The sequence below is a fragment of the Paraburkholderia terrae genome (genome assembly GCF_002902925.1).
In the GTDB taxonomy this organism is placed as follows: Bacteria; Pseudomonadota; Gammaproteobacteria; order Burkholderiales; family Burkholderiaceae; genus Paraburkholderia; species Paraburkholderia terrae.
In genome coordinates this window covers 1,786,355-1,802,864 of record NZ_CP026111.1, presented here as the reverse complement: position 1 = coordinate 1,802,864, position 16,510 = coordinate 1,786,355, and the positions used below count along the sequence as shown (strand labels likewise).

The window sequence follows — 16,510 nt, the reverse complement described above, 5'->3', positions numbered from 1 at the left end:
CGGGCTTACACCAGGAAGGAAAAAAACATGCTGCGGGTTTTGATTTGCGCCGGCGCGCTCGCCGTGCCGCTGACGGCTGCCGCGTTTACGGGGGGCGACCTCAACAAGCTGTGTACGAAGACGGACGTTGCGTCGCGTAGCGCGTGTGCAGCCTATATCGAAGGCGCCGCGGACGGCGTGTTCAACACGATCGACGCGATCGGCGGGACGACGGGCCCGCGCGTCGGCCAGTATTTCTGCCTGCCGCCCGACGCGCGCTCGCAACAACTGACGGACGCCGTACGCAAGTACATCGCCGACAACCCGAACGTGGCGGGCTACAACGCCAGCACGGCCATCTCGCTGGGGCTCGGCAAGGCATTCCCCTGCAAGTCGGGCAGTTGATCGGCGCTTCAGTTTCGTTTATCGCGATTCATCTCGACGCGCGCCGTGCTCGCTGCACCGCGCGCGTTTTCTGCTTTTTTCACCGCTCTAGACGCGTTGTAGACACGGTTCCAAGCCGGTCTTTTGGCCTATGCCGTCCGGCCCCCGCACAAATGTGCAACTGATCGGGCGCAACCGCGGTCGAACCAGCACTGAACAATGCGCGCCGGCCACGGCAGACCGGCCGCGCCAACAGAGCGGAGGGACAGCAACATGGGCCGACTGATCGTCGTGTCGAATCGCGTGGCAACACCCACGGAGACCAAAGGCTCCGCGGGCGGCCTCGCGGTTGGCGTATTCGGCGCGCTGAAGGACGCGGGCGGCGTGTGGTTCGGGTGGAGCGGCGACGTCGTCAGCGAAACAGTCGCCAACGCCGGGCCGACGCTCGACGTCGACGGCACCGTGACCTTCGCGACCACGGGCCTCACGCGCAAGGACTACGACCAGTACTACCGTGGCTTTTCGAACGCGACGCTGTGGCCCGTCTTCCACTATCGCAACGATCTCGCGCGCTACGAGCGCGAAGAGTACGCGGGCTATCGCCGCGTCAACGCGTGGCTGGCGCACAAGCTGATCAAACTGCTGAAACCGGACGACATCATCTGGGTGCATGACTATCACCTGATTCCGTTTGCAGAGGCGTTGCGATCGGAGGGCGTCAAGAACCGCATCGGCTTCTTCCTGCACATTCCGTTTCCGTCGCCGCAGATTCTGCTGAACATCCCGCCGCACGAAGAGCTGGTGAAGTCGCTGTGCTGCTATGACCTGCTCGGTTTTCAGACCGACAACGACGAACTCGCTTTTCACGACTATCTGCGCCGGCACGCGCGTGGCACGGTGTCGAACGATGGCCATGCTGAAGCGTTCGGACGGCAGTTGCGCACGGGCGTCTACCGGATCGGCGTGTTTCCCGACGAGATCGCCGAACAGGCGAAGCGCTACGAAAGCCGTCAGCATGTGCTCGACCTGAAGCAGAGCCTCGAAGGACGCAAGCTGATCATGAGCGTCGACCGGCTCGATTATTCGAAAGGGCTGGTCGAGCGCTTTCGCGCGTTCGAAGCGTTGCTGGAGCGTTCGCCCGAGTGGCGCGGCAACGTCACGCTCGTGCAGATTGCGCCGCCCACGCGCTCCGACGTCACCACATACCAGGACATCCGTCAGCAGCTTGAATACGAAGCGGGGCGCATCAACGGAAAATACTCAGGTCTCGACTACACGCCGATCCGTTACCTGAATCAGCAGTACGACCGCTGGAAACTGATGTCGCTGTTCCGCGAATCGCAGGTCGGGTTCGTCACGCCTTTGCACGACGGGATGAATCTCGTCGCGAAGGAATATGTCGCTGCCCAGAATCCGGACGATCCAGGCGTGCTGGTGCTGTCGATGTTCGCGGGCGCGGCGGCCGAACTGGAAGGCGCATTGATCGTGAATCCTCATGATTCGCTCGGCATGTGCGACGCGTTGCAGCGCGCGCTCTCGATGCCGCTCGACGAGCGCAAGCGGCGTCATGAGACGGATATGCAGGCACTGCGCAAAAACGATCTGGGCGTGTGGCGCGATTCGTTTCTGCGCGATCTGCGCAGCGTCCCCACGCCTGCACCGTTGTCGGATAGCGCCCGCGAAGGACGGGCGCCGGCAAAGAAGGCGGGGCGCGGCTAATGCGGCGCGGGCATCCATTCGAAAGTCAGAACAATCCTGTCTTGTCCGATTTGTCCGACCGAGTCGCCGGCCGTTCGGAGCCCGAATGCTGACGACGCTCGCCATCGCCAACTATCGCTCGCTGCGCGATCTGATCGTGCCGCTCGCGCGTCTGAACGTGATTACGGGCGCGAACGGCAGCGGCAAGTCGAGCGTGTATCGCGCGTTGCGGCTGCTGGCTGTGACGGCGCGCGGCGGCGTGATTCCGTCGCTGGCGCGCGAGGGCGGGCTGCAATCCACGCTATGGGCGGGCCCCGAGCGCTTTTCCCGCGCGATGCTGGCGGGCGACACGCCCGTGCAGGGCACGCGCCGCACGGAGCCCGTCAATCTGCGGCTCGGTTTTGCAGGCGACGAATTCGGCTATGCAATCGATCTCGGTCTGCCCATTCCGGGCGAAACGCAGTTCGGACTCGATCCCGTCATCAAGCGCGAATGCATCTGGAGCGGTCCCGTGTTGCGTCCGTCGGCACTGCTGGTCGACCGGCATGGCGCGTCGATCCGCACCCGTGCAGACGACGGCGAATGGCAGACCATTCCGCATACCGTCGCCAGTTTCGACAGCATGATGACGGAGTTTTCCGACCCACGTAGCGCGCCGGAGATGATCGCGGTGCGCGAGCAGATCCGTTCCTGGCGTTTCTACGATCATTTCAGAACAGATGCCGAGTCCCCCGTGCGCCTGCCGCAGATCGGCACGCACACGCCCGTGCTTGGCGACGACGGCGCGGACCTGGCCGCCGCGCTGCAGACGATCCGCGAAATCGGCGACGCGGCCGCACTCGATACCGCCATCGACGACGCCTTTCCCGGCTCGCGCGTGGCGATCACCAATATCGAAGGGCGCTTCGAAGTGACGATGCAGCAGCAGGGCTTGCTGCGCGCGCTGAAGGGCGCCGAATTGTCCGATGGTACGCTGCGCTACCTGTTGCTCGTCGCGGCGCTGCTCACGCCCCGGCCGCCCGCGCTGCTCGTGCTGAACGAGCCGGAAACCAGCCTGCATCCCGATCTGCTGCCGGCGCTCGCGCGGCTGATCGCGCGGGCGTCGTTGCGTTCGCAGGTTATCGTCGTGTCGCATGCGGCGCGGCTCATCGCGGCGCTGGAACGCGAGGACGGCAGCGAATCCGTCGTGCTCGAAAAACAGTTGGGCGCGACCCGCATCGCCGATGCCGAGTCGCGCGTTCTGCCCGCGTGGAAGTGGCCCGCCCGCTAGCGCGATGTGGAGCGAGCGGGAAGGGCAAGACGCTTCGCACGCCGCAGTAAATCGCGAGAAAGAGCAACAAGGGATTGCCCGAAGGGAGTGTTTCCCGACTGTAACAGCGTAATGCAATTGAAATACCTGCGACGTTTCGGGAGGTGCCGGGCAATAATCGGCGCATTGGACACAAGTGGCCCGAAGGTCGGGCGCGCGTATTCCTGGAGAGCCTGGAAAGCCCGGAAGCGTTGCGCACCCGACATCCAGACGCCGCGTACGGATAAACCCGACATTGCGCTACAGCGCGCATGAAATCGCCAAACCGCGTTTGATCGGCTGCCTGCCTGCTGTCATACTCGTTCGCCACCGCTCGCTGCTGCCGCTCTCATGCGGCCCCTGGAGACACAGATGAGAATTGCGCAGATCGCTCCTTTGACCGAATCGGTGCCCCCCAAGCTCTATGGTGGGACTGAGCGCGTCGTGTCGTACATCACCGAGGCGCTCGTCGACCTGGGCCATGACGTGACGCTCTTCGCAAGCGGGGATTCCGTCACGCGGGCGAAGCTCGAACCCGTGTGGCCGCGCGCGCTGAGGCTCGACCCCGGCATTCGCGACCGCATCGCGCCGCACATGCTGCTGATGGAACTCGTGCGCCGTCAGGCCGAAGAATTCGACGTGCTCCATTTTCACATGGACTACTACTCGTTTTCGGTGTTCAAGCGGCAGGACACGCCGTTCGTCACGACCTTGCACGGCCGTCTCGATCTGCCCGAGCAGCAGCCGGTGTTCGACACGTTCAACACCGCGCCCGTGATCTCGATCTCGAACTCGCAGCGTCATCCGTTGCCGCAGGCGCGCTGGCTCAGCACCGTCTATCACGGCTTGCCGGAAACGCTCTACACACCGCAACCCGTCGAGCAGAAGTACCTCGCGTTTCTCGGGCGCATCTCGCCGGAAAAGCGCGTCGATACGGCGATCCGCATCGCGGGCCGCTGCGGCATCCCCATCCGCATCGCCGCGAAGGTCGATGCCGCCGACGCCGAGTACTTCGAGCGCGACATCAAGCCGTTGCTGGATCTGCCGTATGTCGAGTACATCGGCGAGATCGCCGATCATCAGAAGGCCGAGTTTTTGTCCGGCGCGCATGCGCTGCTGTTTCCGATCGACTGGCCGGAGCCGTTCGGCCTGGTGATGATCGAATCGATGGCGTGCGGCACGCCCGTCATCGCATTCAATCGTGGCTCGGTGCCCGAAGTGATCGACGACGGCGTGTCGGGCTTCATCGTCGAGGACGAGATCGGCGCGGTGGCCGCCGTCAACCGTCTGCACAAGTTGCCGCGCGCGGGCGTGCGCCAGCGCTTCGAAGAGCGCTTCACGTCGCACCGTATGGCGCAGCAATACGTGGAGGCGTATCAGTCGGTGATCCGCGCGCAGAAGCGTTCGCGTTTCAAGGTGATCGACGCGTCGTCGAGCAGCTGAAGCCAGACGACAGAGCCGCATAAAGAAAGGGCGACGCAATCCGACGATTGCGTCGCCCTTGGTCATTCACCGTGTTCATCACATCCGTCGCCAATGGGCGAGGGCGGCGTGGCCGCGCGCCCGTCATCGACGACTTGCCGGAACCGCAAGGCGGACTCGCGTCCGCGTCCCGTAGCGCTGCGCTGCGGCGGCCCGCATCGAGGCCGCCGTGCCGTCAGATCTTGAGCTTCGACACCTTGGTGCCCGCCAGCGACACATCGGCCATCAGGCCGGCGTTCGTCAGGATGAACACTTCGACAGGCGCGGTGGCCGTGGTCGTATCGACGGCGCCGTTCGCGCCCATCTTGACGAGCGCGACGGACGCATCGGCGCCGACCGACCAGCCGTCCGAACTGCGGAATTTGTCGAGCGCGTCCTGCGTCATGAACAGGAAGATGATCGCCTTCGACTGCGCGCCGGCTTGCAAGCCGAACGAGCCGGAAATCGTGCTGTAGTAGCCGACCGTGCTGCCGCCCACGCGCAGCGAGCCTTCGCCATACTGGCCGCCGACCACGAAGCCGACCTGCAGCACGGACGGGAAAACGAGAATGCCGCGCGCCTTGGAAACCAGCTCGCGCGAGCCTTGAACCGTCGTGTAGAGGCGGGACATGGTGCCGTCGACGCTGGCGTCGATCGACTGCCGTTTCGACATGTCCGTAGCGGCAGACTCCCCGCTGCTCTTGGTGGTGGTGCAGCCGGCCAGTGCAAGGGTTCCGAAAGCGAGCGCGGCGGTACTCTTCAGCATGAAGTTTCGTCTTTGCATCGTTTTTCTCCATCGTGGTTCCGGGGTGCAGCCTCAGTTCACGCGGGTTGCCTATTCAGTTATATCACACCAACCAGTAATGCAAGGGTTCTGGGGACACCGCGCAAACCCTTGTGTGACGGGCGCTCCGCCGATGGTCAGCGATCTGTTGGGTAATTCTGGCCGGTCGGTTGCGCGGGTGGGAAGCCTGTCCGGTTGCTGTCCGATGCTCGCGCGCGGAGACGGCAATCCGCGTCGTTGGCACGAAACCGAGCGGCAGACACGTCCGCCGGAAGCAGTCGTATTTACCGTTTCTGCACTGCGCCAAACCTGGTTGTAAGCGAACGGAAAGTGTTGCGGGAAAACCGCAGCGGCGCGTCGGAAGCGCACCGCATGCCGTATGCAAACTCTCTTTCGGAACGCTATGCAGCGCGAACACGCGGGTTAAGAGCTAGTGATTCGCTGGACTCTTGTTGACGGGTGGCCGCCTCAGCGCGCGGCGCACCATGCCGATGATGAAGCCGATCGCAAAGATGGTTGCGGCGGGCACGACCCAGTAACCGACGAACGCATGCCACAGATAGCCTGCCAACGTGCTCTTGCGGACCGCATACTCGTTGATCGCGTCCTGCTGGCGCGGCGCGTTCGCGCTCAGCACGTCGGCGGGGCAGCCCGCCTCGCGCGCAACGTCGGGCGTGCCGTGACAGCGCGCGGCGGCGCCTGCGGCGCGTTGCGCGTCGGTCAGCTGCCACGTCGTGAGCGCGTTGTTCAGGTCGACCCGGTTATAGGCCATTTCCTCCTGAATCTCGCGCACGGCGACGATCGCCACGGGCACTGCCCAGAATACGATCACCACCAGCCAGCGACGCAACCAGCGGTTCTTGTGTCTCCCAACCATCCTTGCCTCCGTGCGATGCGCTTGCGGCATCAACGACAAGCTGGCGGCCCGTGGGACTTGTTTTGTGTGGGGCATGGGCCGTCTGTGCCGCCATCATAGAAGAAAACGGCCGGGGAAGTGCAGGGTGTGATGACGCGAATGCACGGCTTGTGTGCGCCATGTCGCAGGCGGCGCAGGAAGCGATTGAGCGACGCGTCAGCTTCGACGTGACCCCGCCTGCACGATGACGAAGCCCAAAAAGAAAACGGCGTCCGCACTGGACGCCGCCTGTCGATACACCGCATCGCCAATCGCGCCGCGCGAACCCACGCAACGCGACCCGCAACCAGGATCTCAGCCCTTGTTGCTCAGGCAGGTGCTCATGAATGCCTTGCGATCGTCGCCTTTCTTGTCGGCCGCCTGCTTGTTGCACATCTTCATCTTGTCCTGCTGCGTCATCGGGCCGGACGCGGCAGCGGCGGCCGCCGGTTTTGCCGACAGACAGCTCTGCATGAACGCCTTGCGTTCGTCTCCCTTCTTGTCGCCCGCCTGCTTGTTGCAGTCGGTCATCTTCGATTGCTGGCTGTTCGCGGCGAAAGCAGGCGACGCGAGCAGACCCGTCAGGGCGAGAGCAGCGAGAGCGGCTTGGATCTTCATGGGACACTCCATCACGGGTTGTGAATGTTGTTGGTTATCGTGAGACGGGCATCGAGCCGGGGCGGACAGCCTCGGGCAGATAGCTTTCGCTGTGATCGCCGTCACCATTGCTATGCATGGTGCTGTCAGAACGAGCGGACAGTGCAATTGGTTGACGGCGGCCGCATTCAGACTGGACAGGTCTTTCCCTAAGATCGCTTACCCTGAACGCGCGAACCGTTATGCTTGAGTCGTTACTGTCATCGCCATCCTGGAGTTTTCGCCATGCACTATCTGCTGATCTACGATGTGTCGTCGGATTATCTTGAGCGTCGCGCGGAGTTTCGCGGCGCGCATCTGAAGCTCGCATGGGCGGCCGCCGAACGCGGCGAACTGCATCTCGGCGGCGCGCTCGCCGATCCCGTCGATATGGCCGTGCTGCTCTTCGAAGGCGAAACGCCCGCCGTCGCCGAATCGTTCGCGCAAGCCGATCCGTATGTGCTCAACGGACTCGTCACGAAATGGCGCGTGCGGCCGTGGACCACGGTCGTCGGCGAGCACGCGGCGACGCCCGTGCGCTGAGCCGTCAATCAACGCCACCCATCAACGCCACCCCCACGCAATATTCGTTTCACGCAGCGGCAACGATGCATCACAAATAAAAACGCCGCTGCACACGCGCACCTTATGCGTCTTACATCGAAGCGAATGTAACTGCGTCAATTCTGTTGTTCGCAATCCACGCGAACAGGCGTTTGTCATCGCGACGACGCGAGCATGAACGCGCTGCGTCGCGCTGTTCACGCAATGTGCGAAGCGTTGCAACCGACGTCATTTCTGTGACAGTCATGAACTAAACGACGCAGCAAAAAGGACAAGTTTGTTTCTATCCGTAACACTTGTCTCCGTCATATTCAGACAAACCCTAGGAATGGTATGCTTCATGCACAAATTCTCCCATGCACGAGTGAGACCACGTTTTGTGCGTCGTCCCGGTGAATTAGCGCACTATCGATGTGCTTTTCTCAATCCCGGCGCACGAACGTATAAGCATATTGTGCAACCGAGGACCCGACACGAACCGCCAAAATGAAGTTCGTGCGAGCCCAACGCCGCAGCCGGGCCAGGCTGCGTGGAGAACTCAATGTTTTTCGATGAGCTAAGCAATGACGAATGGGCGCAAGTATCCGCGCTTGTTTCCGACGAGCCAGCCGTCCGCCTGAACCGACGCGGACGGCCCCGCGCCGAACCTCGAATCGTGGCCAATGCCGTTCTGTGGATCCTGACTACGGGTGAGCCGTGGTCGAGGCTTCCCGGCCGCTATCCGTCAGGTCCTACGTGCCGGCGCCGCTTCGAGGAGTGGCAAGCCAATGGCACGCTGGCCGAAGTAATCCGTCTGTTGACACTGAACGGACGCGCGTTCGCGTACATTCCCGAGCCGACGCCGCCTGCTGCGCCGAAGCCGGCGCCTGTGGTCGAAGCGCCGAAGCCGCGCGACGATCTCGCGCGCGGCGTGTTCTGGAAGAGTCCGGAGACGTGGCAATCGTCTGCTCCTGAGTCGGGCGTGCCGAATGGCGCGCCGTCCGGCTGGCGTGCGCTCGCGCCGATGGCCGACATCACGCGTCAGCTGGCCGGCTCGTCTGCCGTCGAGACGGGCTTCGTCGAGGCGCCGCGCGCAAGTGCCGTGGCCGCTTTGCCGGCTGCGAGTGCGTTCGATGCCGGCGTCGTGTTCGGCGACGCGCAGCGTGTCGACATGCAAGCTGCGCAAGCGCCGATGCAGGCGCACGCCGCAGACTCTTATGCCGCGTCGGTGCAAACCGATGCGCATGGCGAAGACGCGTCCACCGCGAGCGCTTTGACAGATACCTCGGCGGATAGCCAGCACACGCCGCTGTGGATGAGCCTCACGGCGCCGCGCGGCCTGGAGGTCGCTGACCGCCAGGGCTATACGATTTACGTCGAGGCAGAGCAGGTGCCCAACGATGCATTCCGCGCGTGGGCCGAGATCATGAAGGACGGCAAGCGCGTCGAGCGCTCCGGCCTGATCGGCCCGCGTTTCGCCGATGTCGACGCGGCGCACCGTTTTGCGCTCGACTGGGCGCGGCAATGGATCGACCGCGAATGCCGCACGCAGGAAGCCGCGGCAGGACTGCACGCGAGCCCGTCGAGCGTGGGTCTGCACACGCCGAAGGTCGCCGTGCGGCCGGTCACGCGCGCCATGCCGGAACTCACGCCGACGCCTGCGCTCGCCGCGGCAAACGTTGTCGCCACAACGGGCAATCCGCATTTGCCGCAGCATCTGAATCCGCGTCTGATGCCGTTGCGCCGCTATCCGTCCGAAGTCGCAAAGGACAAAACGGGCGAACGCTACCCGTTACCGTCGAATCTGCTTTCGCACGCAGGATGATGACGATGGCGTAGGCACGCCATCGTTTGAGCCAGAACTGGAACCGGTTACTTGGGCAGACGCGCAGCGGGTACGCGCGTCGTTGCTGTCTCGTCGTTCATTGTCGTCATTCGATGCAGTGGTGTACGCATCGCGCGCTTCATCCAGCTATTTCAACCTGAAGCATCTGCCCATACGTAGCAGCAGAGACGGGCGCAATCAATCAGCGTCCGTCTCTGCAATGCGCGTTATCGCCGGCCGTACGTGTCGTCGAAGCGCACGATATCGTCCTCGCCGAGATACGAGCCCGATTGCACTTCGATGATTTCGAGCGGCATCTTGCCCGGATTCTCTAGACGATGCGTGACGCCGAGCGGGATATACGCCGATTCGTTTTCCGACACGATGAAGCGCTCTTCGCCACGTGTGACGAGCGCCGTGCCGCGCACGACGATCCAGTGTTCGGCGCGATGATGGTGCATCTGCAGTGACAGTTGCGCGCCCGGCTTCACGACGATGCGCTTCACCTGGAAGCGCTCGCCCATGTCGACGGAATCGTAGTGACCCCACGGGCGATGCACCTTGCGATGGTTCACGGCTTCCGCGCCATGTGCTTCGCGGATGCGGCCCACTACCTTCTTCACGTCCTGCACGCGGCTCTTGTCGGCGACGAGAATCGCGTCGTCCGTTTCGACGACGACGAGATCCTGCGTACCGACGCACGCGATCAAGCGGCCTTCGGAATGCGCGAAGGTCGACCCGGCGCCTTCGAACATCACGTTGCCGCGGCCGACGTTGTCGTCGCTGTCCTTCGGCAGGATGTCCCAGATCGCGTCCCACGAGCCGACATCGGACCAGCCGGCATCGAGCGGCACGACGACGCCCGTACACACCGACGTGTCGCCGCCGAGGCGTTCCATCACCGCGTAGTCGATCGAGTTGGACGGGCACGCGCCGAACGCGTCGCGCTGCACGCGGAAGAAGTCGCCGTCCGTGGTGCCTTGCGCATGCGCGGCTTCGCAGGCTTCATAAATGGCCGGATGGAAATGACGCACGGCCTTGATCCACGTCGACGCGCGCAGAATGAAGATGCCGCTGTTCCACCAATACTCTTTCGATTCGACGTAGCGCTGCGCGAGTTCGATGTGCGGCTTTTCGACGAAGCGGTCCAGTTGATGCGCGTCGATCACGCGCTCGCTCGCCGTTTCGACTGCGGGCAGTGAAGCACCGATACGAATGTAGCCGTAGCCCGTTTCGGCGCGCGACGGCACGATGCCCATCGTCACGATCTGACCGTTCGCGGCATGCTGCACGCCCGCCGCAACGGCGGCGTGAAAACCTTCGGTGTCCGTCACGGCGTGGTCGGCGGGCATCACGACCATGATGCCGTCCTGGTCCTGCGCGAGCACGGAAAGCGCCGCGATCGTCAACGCCGGTGCGGTGTCGCGCGCGCAGGGCTCGAGAATCAGGCGGCTCTGTTTGCCGCTCACGCGCAATTGCTCGGCCGTCGTGAAGCGATGATCTTCGTTGCAGACAACGACCAGTTGTTCGGCGACGGGATAGCCGGCATCGAGCCCATCGAGCCGTTGCGCCGTCGATTGCAGTAGCGAGTCTGCGCCCAGCAGACCGATCAGCTGTTTCGGATGCTGTTCGCGCGACATCGGCCACAGCCGTGTTCCCGAACCGCCAGCCAGTATCACGGGATGAACCTTGAGCTTGACGTTGAGCCGGGTTTGATTCGCCTGGCGATTGTCGACGTCTGACGCCGTAGCAGTCATGGTGATAACTCCTCGAAGCAGGGTGAATGCCTTCGTTTTTATCACGTCGTAATGCGTCAATAAATCGACATTGAATTTCTGCCGAATAATTCCAATGCAAAATGCTCGTCATGCATTAACGAATAATTTCGCAATACCTGAAAAATAGAAAATAAATTACGTAAAAATTGACACGACACAATTCGCAGGCGCGGAATGCGGAGGCTGACCGACGCGCGCACGAGATCGACTGACACTGCAGAGGAAAAAAGCGCAGCAAAGGCACAACGAGCGGCGCGAAGCACGGCGCAAATACGCATAATTCGGCAAAAGTTACCGAATAAAATCGAAAAAAATATCGTAAATCGTGCCGATACAATTTGAGATTTTTTGCCGCCTTGCAGCCGGAATTTTAATGCCGCTTTATCTAGGCTTGTACAAGGGTATTCACTCACCGGCGCAAATCATTCCGTATTCGACTGTCGATGCAAACCGCAATACGTCGAATGCGAAATGCTTTGCTTTTTCCGCGTTGCCTGTTCATTCGCAAGACGCAAAACCGGTTGGCGAATCACGCAGCGCACTTTTCAACGGACCGTGGATAGAACTTGATTGAACTGACAGACAAGGCGAGGGGCAGCAGATGCTGAGCGTTCTATCGAGAATCATCGACATTGGCATGGTCGCGCTCGGCGCGCTGATCGCGGCCGCGCTGCACGCAGGGCATTTCGTGTGGCTCGACGACATGCAAAGCGTGTCGCTGGCGTTCGACTGCCTGCTCGTGATCCTGTTCTTTCCGGCCCTCGGCATCTATCAGTCGTGGCGCGGCAAGCCGCTGTACGACCTGCTGTGGCGCGTGTCGATGGGCTGGTTGATGGTCGAGGTGACGGGCATCCTGATGAGCTTCAGCCTGCACCGTTCGGACATGCTGTCGCGCCTGTGGCTCGCGTACTGGGCCGGCGCGAGCGTGGTGCTGCTGATCGTCACGAAGGCGGTGGTGCATGCGGTGCTGCGCGGCTTGCGCCGCGAGGGCTTCAACCAGAAGAAAGTGGCTATCGTCGGTGGCGCGCCGTACGGCAAGTTTCTGATCGAGCAGATGCGCAGCCGTCCCGAAGCCGGCTTCAGCCCCGTGCTCGTCTATGACGAGAACGATAACCGCAGCCACTACGAAGACATCGACGAACCGGAAACGATCGAAGGCGTGGCCGTGCAGCGCGACTACGCGGCGATGATCGACGAGATGCGCCGCCGCTCGGTGCGCGAGCTGTGGATGGCGCTGCCGATGTCGAAAGAGAAGGTCATCCATCGCTTCGTGATGGAGTTCCGCAACGACTTCGTGAACATCCGCTTTATCCCGGATGTGCGCAGCCTGACGCTCCTCAACCAGCCGATGGTCGATCTGCTCGGTGTGCCCGCGATCAATCTCGCCGCGTCGCCGATCACTGATCTGCGCGTGCTGCCCAAGCGGATCTTCGACCGCCTGTTCGCGCTCGCCGCGCTCACGGCGCTCGCGCCGCTGCTGCTCGCGATCGCCGTGGCCGTGAAGCTGTCGTCGCCGGGCCCGGTGTTTTTCCGGCAACGGCGCAAGGGCATCGACGGACGCGAGTTCGAGATCTTCAAGTTCCGTTCGATGAAGGTCCACCAGGAACAGGCGGGCAAGATCACCCAGGCCACGCGTCGCGATCCGCGCATCACGCCCGTCGGCGCGTTCCTGCGCCGCACGAGCCTCGACGAACTGCCGCAGTTCATCAACGTGCTGCGCGGCGAGATGTCGGTGGTCGGTCCGCGTCCACATGCGCTCGAACACGACGACATCTACAAGGATCTGGTGAAGGGCTACATGCACCGCTACCGGATCAAGCCCGGCATCACCGGCTGGGCGCAGATCAATGGCTATCGCGGCGAAACCGACCGCATCGAAAAGATGATGGGCCGCGTGAAGCTCGATCTGTACTACATGCAGCACTGGAGCTTCTGGCTCGACATCAAGATCGTTGGCCTGACTTTCTGGAAGGGCTTCGTGGGCAGCAACGCGTACTGACGCGCGTGGCGTCCATCGGATAGAACGCCTGGCGTTCTTCATTCACTGAACCATTCAATCTCCGAGGTGTAATTCATGAACCTGACGATCGTTGGAACCGGATACGTTGGCCTCGTGACGGGTGCCTGTCTGGCAGACATCGGGCACGACGTATTCTGCCTCGACGTCGATCAGCGCAAGATCGACGTGCTGAACAACGGCGGCGTGCCGATCCATGAGCCGGGTCTGCTGGAGATCATCGCGCGCAACCGCAAGGCGGGGCGCCTGAAGTTTTCGACGGATATCGAAGCGGCCGTCGCGCATGGCGACATCCAGTTCATCGCCGTCGGCACGCCGCCCGACGAGGACGGTTCGGCCGACCTGCAATACGTGCTGGCCGCGGCGCGCAATATCGGGCGCCATATGAAGGGCTTCAAGGTGATCGTCGACAAGTCGACGGTGCCCGTTGGCACGGCGCGTCGCGTCGCGCAGGCCGTGCAGGAAGAGCTGAATGCGCGTGGCCTGAAGCAGATGTTCTCGGTCGTGTCGAACCCCGAGTTCCTGAAAGAAGGCGCCGCCGTCGACGACTTCACGCGCCCGGACCGGATCATCCTCGGTTGCGACGAGGACGTGCCGGGCGAAAAGGCGCGCGAGTTGATGAAGCGCCTGTACGCGCCGTTCAACCGCAATCACGAACGCACGCTGTACATGGACGTGCGTTCCGCCGAGTTCACGAAATACGCAGCCAACGCAATGCTCGCGACGCGCATCTCGTTCATGAACGACCTCGCGAATCTCGCCGACCGCGTCGGCGCCGATATCGAAGCAGTGCGCCGTGGCATGGGCTCGGACCCGCGTATCGGCTACGACTTCCTGTACGCGGGCTGCGGCTACGGCGGCTCGTGCTTCCCGAAGGACGTGCAGGCGCTGATCCGCACGGGCAGCGAGATGGGTCACAACCTGCGCATTCTCGAAGCCGTTGAAGCCGTCAACGAAACGCAGAAGAAGATTCTCGCGCACAAGATCGTCGCGCGTCTGGGCGACGACCTGTCGGACCGCACGTTCGCCGTCTGGGGTCTTGCGTTCAAACCGAATACCGACGACATGCGCGAAGCGCCGAGCCGCGCGCTGATCGCCGAACTGCTGGCACGCGGCGCGAAGGTCGTGGCCTATGACCCCGTCGCCGTCGACGAATCGAAGCGCGTGTTCGCGCTCGACCTGAAGGACAAGCCGCAACATCTCGCGCGCCTCACGTTCGCCGACGAAGAAATGCAGGCGGCCGAGCAGGCGGACGCGCTGGTGATCCTTACCGAATGGAAGGTCTTCAAGAGCCCGGACTTCGACAGCCTCAAGACGCTGCTGAAAACTCCGCTGATCTTCGACGGCCGCAATCTGTACGAACCGGACACGATGCGCGAGCAGGGCATCGAGTACCACGCGATTGGCCGTCAGCCCGCGCAATCCGAAGCCGCTGTCGCTTCGCTTGGCACGGCTGCCACGGCTGCTGCGCTGTAACCCCTGGCGTCATCGACTGCAAAGAGGCCGCCCATGTTCGCGAACGTCCTGATCGTCTGCCACGCCAACGTGTGCCGCTCGCCGGCCGCCGAGCGGCTGTTCAAGTCGCGTCAGGACGCGCGCGGCGCGCAGCCCATTGCGTTTCGCTCGGCGGGCCTGCGCGCGATCGACGGATACGGCATGGACCCCGTCATGCGGCGTCTACTCGAAGAACGCGGCGTGGAAAGCGGCGCGCATCGCGCACGGCGGCTCGACGGCAAGCTCGTGCGTGATGCCGATCTGATCCTCGTGACCGAACAGCGGCAAGTGAAGGACGTGGAAGCGCTCGATCCCACGTCGCGCGGCAAGGTCTATCCGCTCGGCAAGTGGAACAAGTGGGGAAGCGCCGACGTCGTCGATCCGCATGGGCGCGACGAAGGCGCGTATCGCGACAGCCTCGCGCACATCGAACACCTCGTCATGGGATGGCTGGACAAAATATGCTGAAACGAAATATTGCGTTAACTATTGCGCTGACGACTTTTCTGTCGGCGTGCGCGACCGCGCCGGGGAATTACCTCGACACGTCGCGTCTGAAGGAAGACTCGCAGAACAAGCCGGCCGAGACGTACCCGGTCACGCTGATCGATGCCTCGGTGATCCAGAAGCAGCAGGCGCAAACGGCAGACAGCATTGCGAAGCAGGTGCTGCCGCCGCCGGGCCCGTTCGCCGATCCGACGCAGTACATCTATCACGTCGCGCCGCAGGACATTCTCGGCATCACCGTGTGGGATCACCCGGAACTGACGACGCCGAACGGCAGCACGCTCTCTTCGGGCGGCAACACCACGCAGTCGATCGGCGGTGCGTTGCAGCAGCCGTACACGCAGGCGCTGCCGGGCCAGGCTGATCCGTACGGACAGACGGTCGCGCCCGATGGCACGATCTATTTCCCGTTCGTCGGCCGCATTCGCGCGTCGGGCCGGACCACGGCGCAGATCCGCGACGAACTCGGCAAGAAGCTGATTCCGTACATCCGCGATCCGCAGGTCGACGTGCGCGTGCTGTCATACCGCAGCCAGAAGGTGCAGGTCACGGGTGACGTGAAGACGCCGGGACCGCTCGCGCTGTCCGACGTGCCGCTCACGCTGGTCGATGCCATCACCCGCTCGGGCGGCTCGTCCGACAACGCCGATCTGCAGCGCGTGCGTCTCACGCGCAAGGGCAAGCTCTATGTGCTCGACGCGAACCGCATGCTCGACAAGGGCGATACCACGCAGAACGTGATGCTCGAACCCGGCGACATCGTCAACGTGCCGGACCGCAGCGACACGCGCATCTTCGTGATGGGCGAAGTGAAGACGCCGATCCCCGTGCCGATGAACAAGGGCGAACTGACGATCGCCGATGCGCTCACGCAGGCGGGCGGCATTCTCGACACCGACGCGAATCCGCGCCAGATCTACGTGATGCGCGGCATGAAGGAAAAGCCGACCACGCCCGACGTGTATCGCCTCGACATGACGCAGCCCGACGCGATCATGCTGTCGTCGCAATTCCAGTTGCAGCCGATGGACGTGGTGTACGTGGGCACGGCCGCCTCGACGACGTTCAACCGCGTGTTGCAGCAGGTCCTGCCGACGGTGCAGACGCTGTTCTACCTGAAGCAGCTGACGCGCTGATGTCCTGACGTCTCATTGCAGTTGCAATGCCTGAACCGCTGCCGGCATCCCGGCGCTTCGCATCCGGAACACGAACGGATGCAAC

Annotated in this window: 15 protein-coding genes; 10 read left to right on the top strand and 5 right to left on the bottom strand. The window is 62.9% G+C overall.

The window, feature by feature from the left end:
• The first annotated feature begins 27 nt into the window (after positions 1–27).
• The 4 genes from C2L65_RS08060 to C2L65_RS08045 all read left to right on the top strand — a co-directional run bounded on the left by C2L65_RS08060 (position 28) and on the right by C2L65_RS08045 (position 4,792).
• Positions 28–384, top strand: a complete 357-nt coding sequence (locus C2L65_RS08060; RefSeq protein WP_007585951.1) for a Rap1a/Tai family immunity protein — start codon at positions 28–30, stop codon at positions 382–384.
• Between the two features lie 252 nt (positions 385–636).
• Positions 637–2,082 (top strand): alpha,alpha-trehalose-phosphate synthase (UDP-forming), encoded by a 1,446-nt coding sequence (gene otsA, locus C2L65_RS08055; protein ID WP_042314190.1) that lies wholly within the window; start codon positions 637–639, stop codon positions 2,080–2,082.
• A gap of 85 nt (positions 2,083–2,167) precedes the next feature.
• Positions 2,168–3,331 carry an AAA family ATPase gene (locus C2L65_RS08050; RefSeq protein ID WP_042314192.1) on the top strand — a complete coding sequence of 388 codons (1,164 nt, stop codon included), beginning with the start codon at positions 2,168–2,170 and terminating at the stop codon, positions 3,329–3,331.
• Between the two features lie 390 nt (positions 3,332–3,721).
• Positions 3,722–4,792: a glycosyltransferase family 4 protein gene (locus tag C2L65_RS08045; protein WP_042314194.1), complete on the top strand. Its 1,071-nt coding sequence runs from the start codon at positions 3,722–3,724 to the stop codon at positions 4,790–4,792.
• 214 nt (positions 4,793–5,006) lie between these two features.
• On the opposite strand, the gene C2L65_RS08040 is transcribed toward C2L65_RS08045, so the two are convergent.
• The 3 genes from C2L65_RS08040 to C2L65_RS08030 form a co-directional block, all read right to left on the bottom strand.
• Positions 5,007–5,594: a BPSL1445 family SYLF domain-containing lipoprotein gene (locus tag C2L65_RS08040; RefSeq protein ID WP_042314197.1), complete on the bottom strand. Its 588-nt coding sequence runs from the start codon at positions 5,592–5,594 to the stop codon at positions 5,007–5,009.
• A 430-nt stretch (positions 5,595–6,024) separates the two neighbouring features.
• On the bottom strand, positions 6,025–6,471 hold the full coding sequence (locus C2L65_RS08035; protein ID WP_007585956.1) for a hypothetical protein: 447 nt from the start codon (positions 6,469–6,471) through the stop codon (positions 6,025–6,027).
• A 333-nt stretch (positions 6,472–6,804) separates the two neighbouring features.
• Complete coding sequence (locus C2L65_RS08030; protein WP_042314200.1) at positions 6,805–7,107, bottom strand: PsiF family protein; 303 nt, start codon at positions 7,105–7,107, stop codon at positions 6,805–6,807.
• Positions 7,108–7,371: 264 nt separating this feature from the next.
• Here C2L65_RS08030 and C2L65_RS08025 point away from each other — a divergent pair, with 264 nt between their 5' ends.
• Both C2L65_RS08025 and C2L65_RS47280 read left to right on the top strand, forming a co-directional pair.
• Positions 7,372–7,668 (top strand): YciI-like protein, encoded by a 297-nt coding sequence (locus tag C2L65_RS08025; RefSeq protein ID WP_007585958.1) that lies wholly within the window; start codon positions 7,372–7,374, stop codon positions 7,666–7,668.
• Between the two features lie 562 nt (positions 7,669–8,230).
• Complete coding sequence (locus C2L65_RS47280; RefSeq protein ID WP_042314202.1) at positions 8,231–9,493, top strand: DUF6566 family protein; 1,263 nt, start codon at positions 8,231–8,233, stop codon at positions 9,491–9,493.
• Between the two features lie 227 nt (positions 9,494–9,720).
• Here C2L65_RS47280 and C2L65_RS08015 read toward each other — a convergent pair whose 3' ends face one another.
• Both C2L65_RS08015 and C2L65_RS45420 read right to left on the bottom strand, forming a co-directional pair.
• Entirely contained in the window at positions 9,721–11,250 is a 1,530-nt protein-coding gene (locus tag C2L65_RS08015; protein ID WP_042314203.1) for a mannose-1-phosphate guanylyltransferase/mannose-6-phosphate isomerase, read from the bottom strand.
• 56 nt (positions 11,251–11,306) lie between these two features.
• On the bottom strand, positions 11,307–11,684 hold the full coding sequence (locus C2L65_RS45420; RefSeq protein ID WP_156132379.1) for a hypothetical protein: 378 nt from the start codon (positions 11,682–11,684) through the stop codon (positions 11,307–11,309).
• Between the two features lie 188 nt (positions 11,685–11,872).
• On the opposite strand from C2L65_RS45420, the gene C2L65_RS08005 reads away from it, so the two are divergent.
• The 4 genes from C2L65_RS08005 (at position 11,873) to C2L65_RS07990 (ending at position 16,425) form a co-directional block, all read left to right on the top strand.
• Positions 11,873–13,270 carry an undecaprenyl-phosphate glucose phosphotransferase gene (locus C2L65_RS08005; RefSeq protein WP_042314208.1) on the top strand — a complete coding sequence of 466 codons (1,398 nt, stop codon included), beginning with the start codon at positions 11,873–11,875 and terminating at the stop codon, positions 13,268–13,270.
• Positions 13,271–13,345: 75 nt separating this feature from the next.
• The gene (locus tag C2L65_RS08000) at positions 13,346–14,764 is read left to right on the top strand and encodes a UDP-glucose dehydrogenase family protein (protein WP_042314209.1); all 1,419 of its coding nucleotides are present in this window, start codon (positions 13,346–13,348) and stop codon (positions 14,762–14,764) included.
• 33 nt (positions 14,765–14,797) lie between these two features.
• A complete protein-coding gene (locus tag C2L65_RS07995; protein ID WP_042314210.1) occupies positions 14,798–15,250 on the top strand; it encodes a low molecular weight protein-tyrosine-phosphatase in 453 nt (150 codons plus the stop codon).
• Positions 15,244–16,425: a polysaccharide biosynthesis/export family protein gene (locus C2L65_RS07990; protein WP_042314211.1), complete on the top strand. Its 1,182-nt coding sequence runs from the start codon at positions 15,244–15,246 to the stop codon at positions 16,423–16,425. Before C2L65_RS07995 ends, C2L65_RS07990 begins: the two co-directional genes overlap by 7 nt.
• Positions 16,426–16,510: the final 85 nt, after the last annotated feature.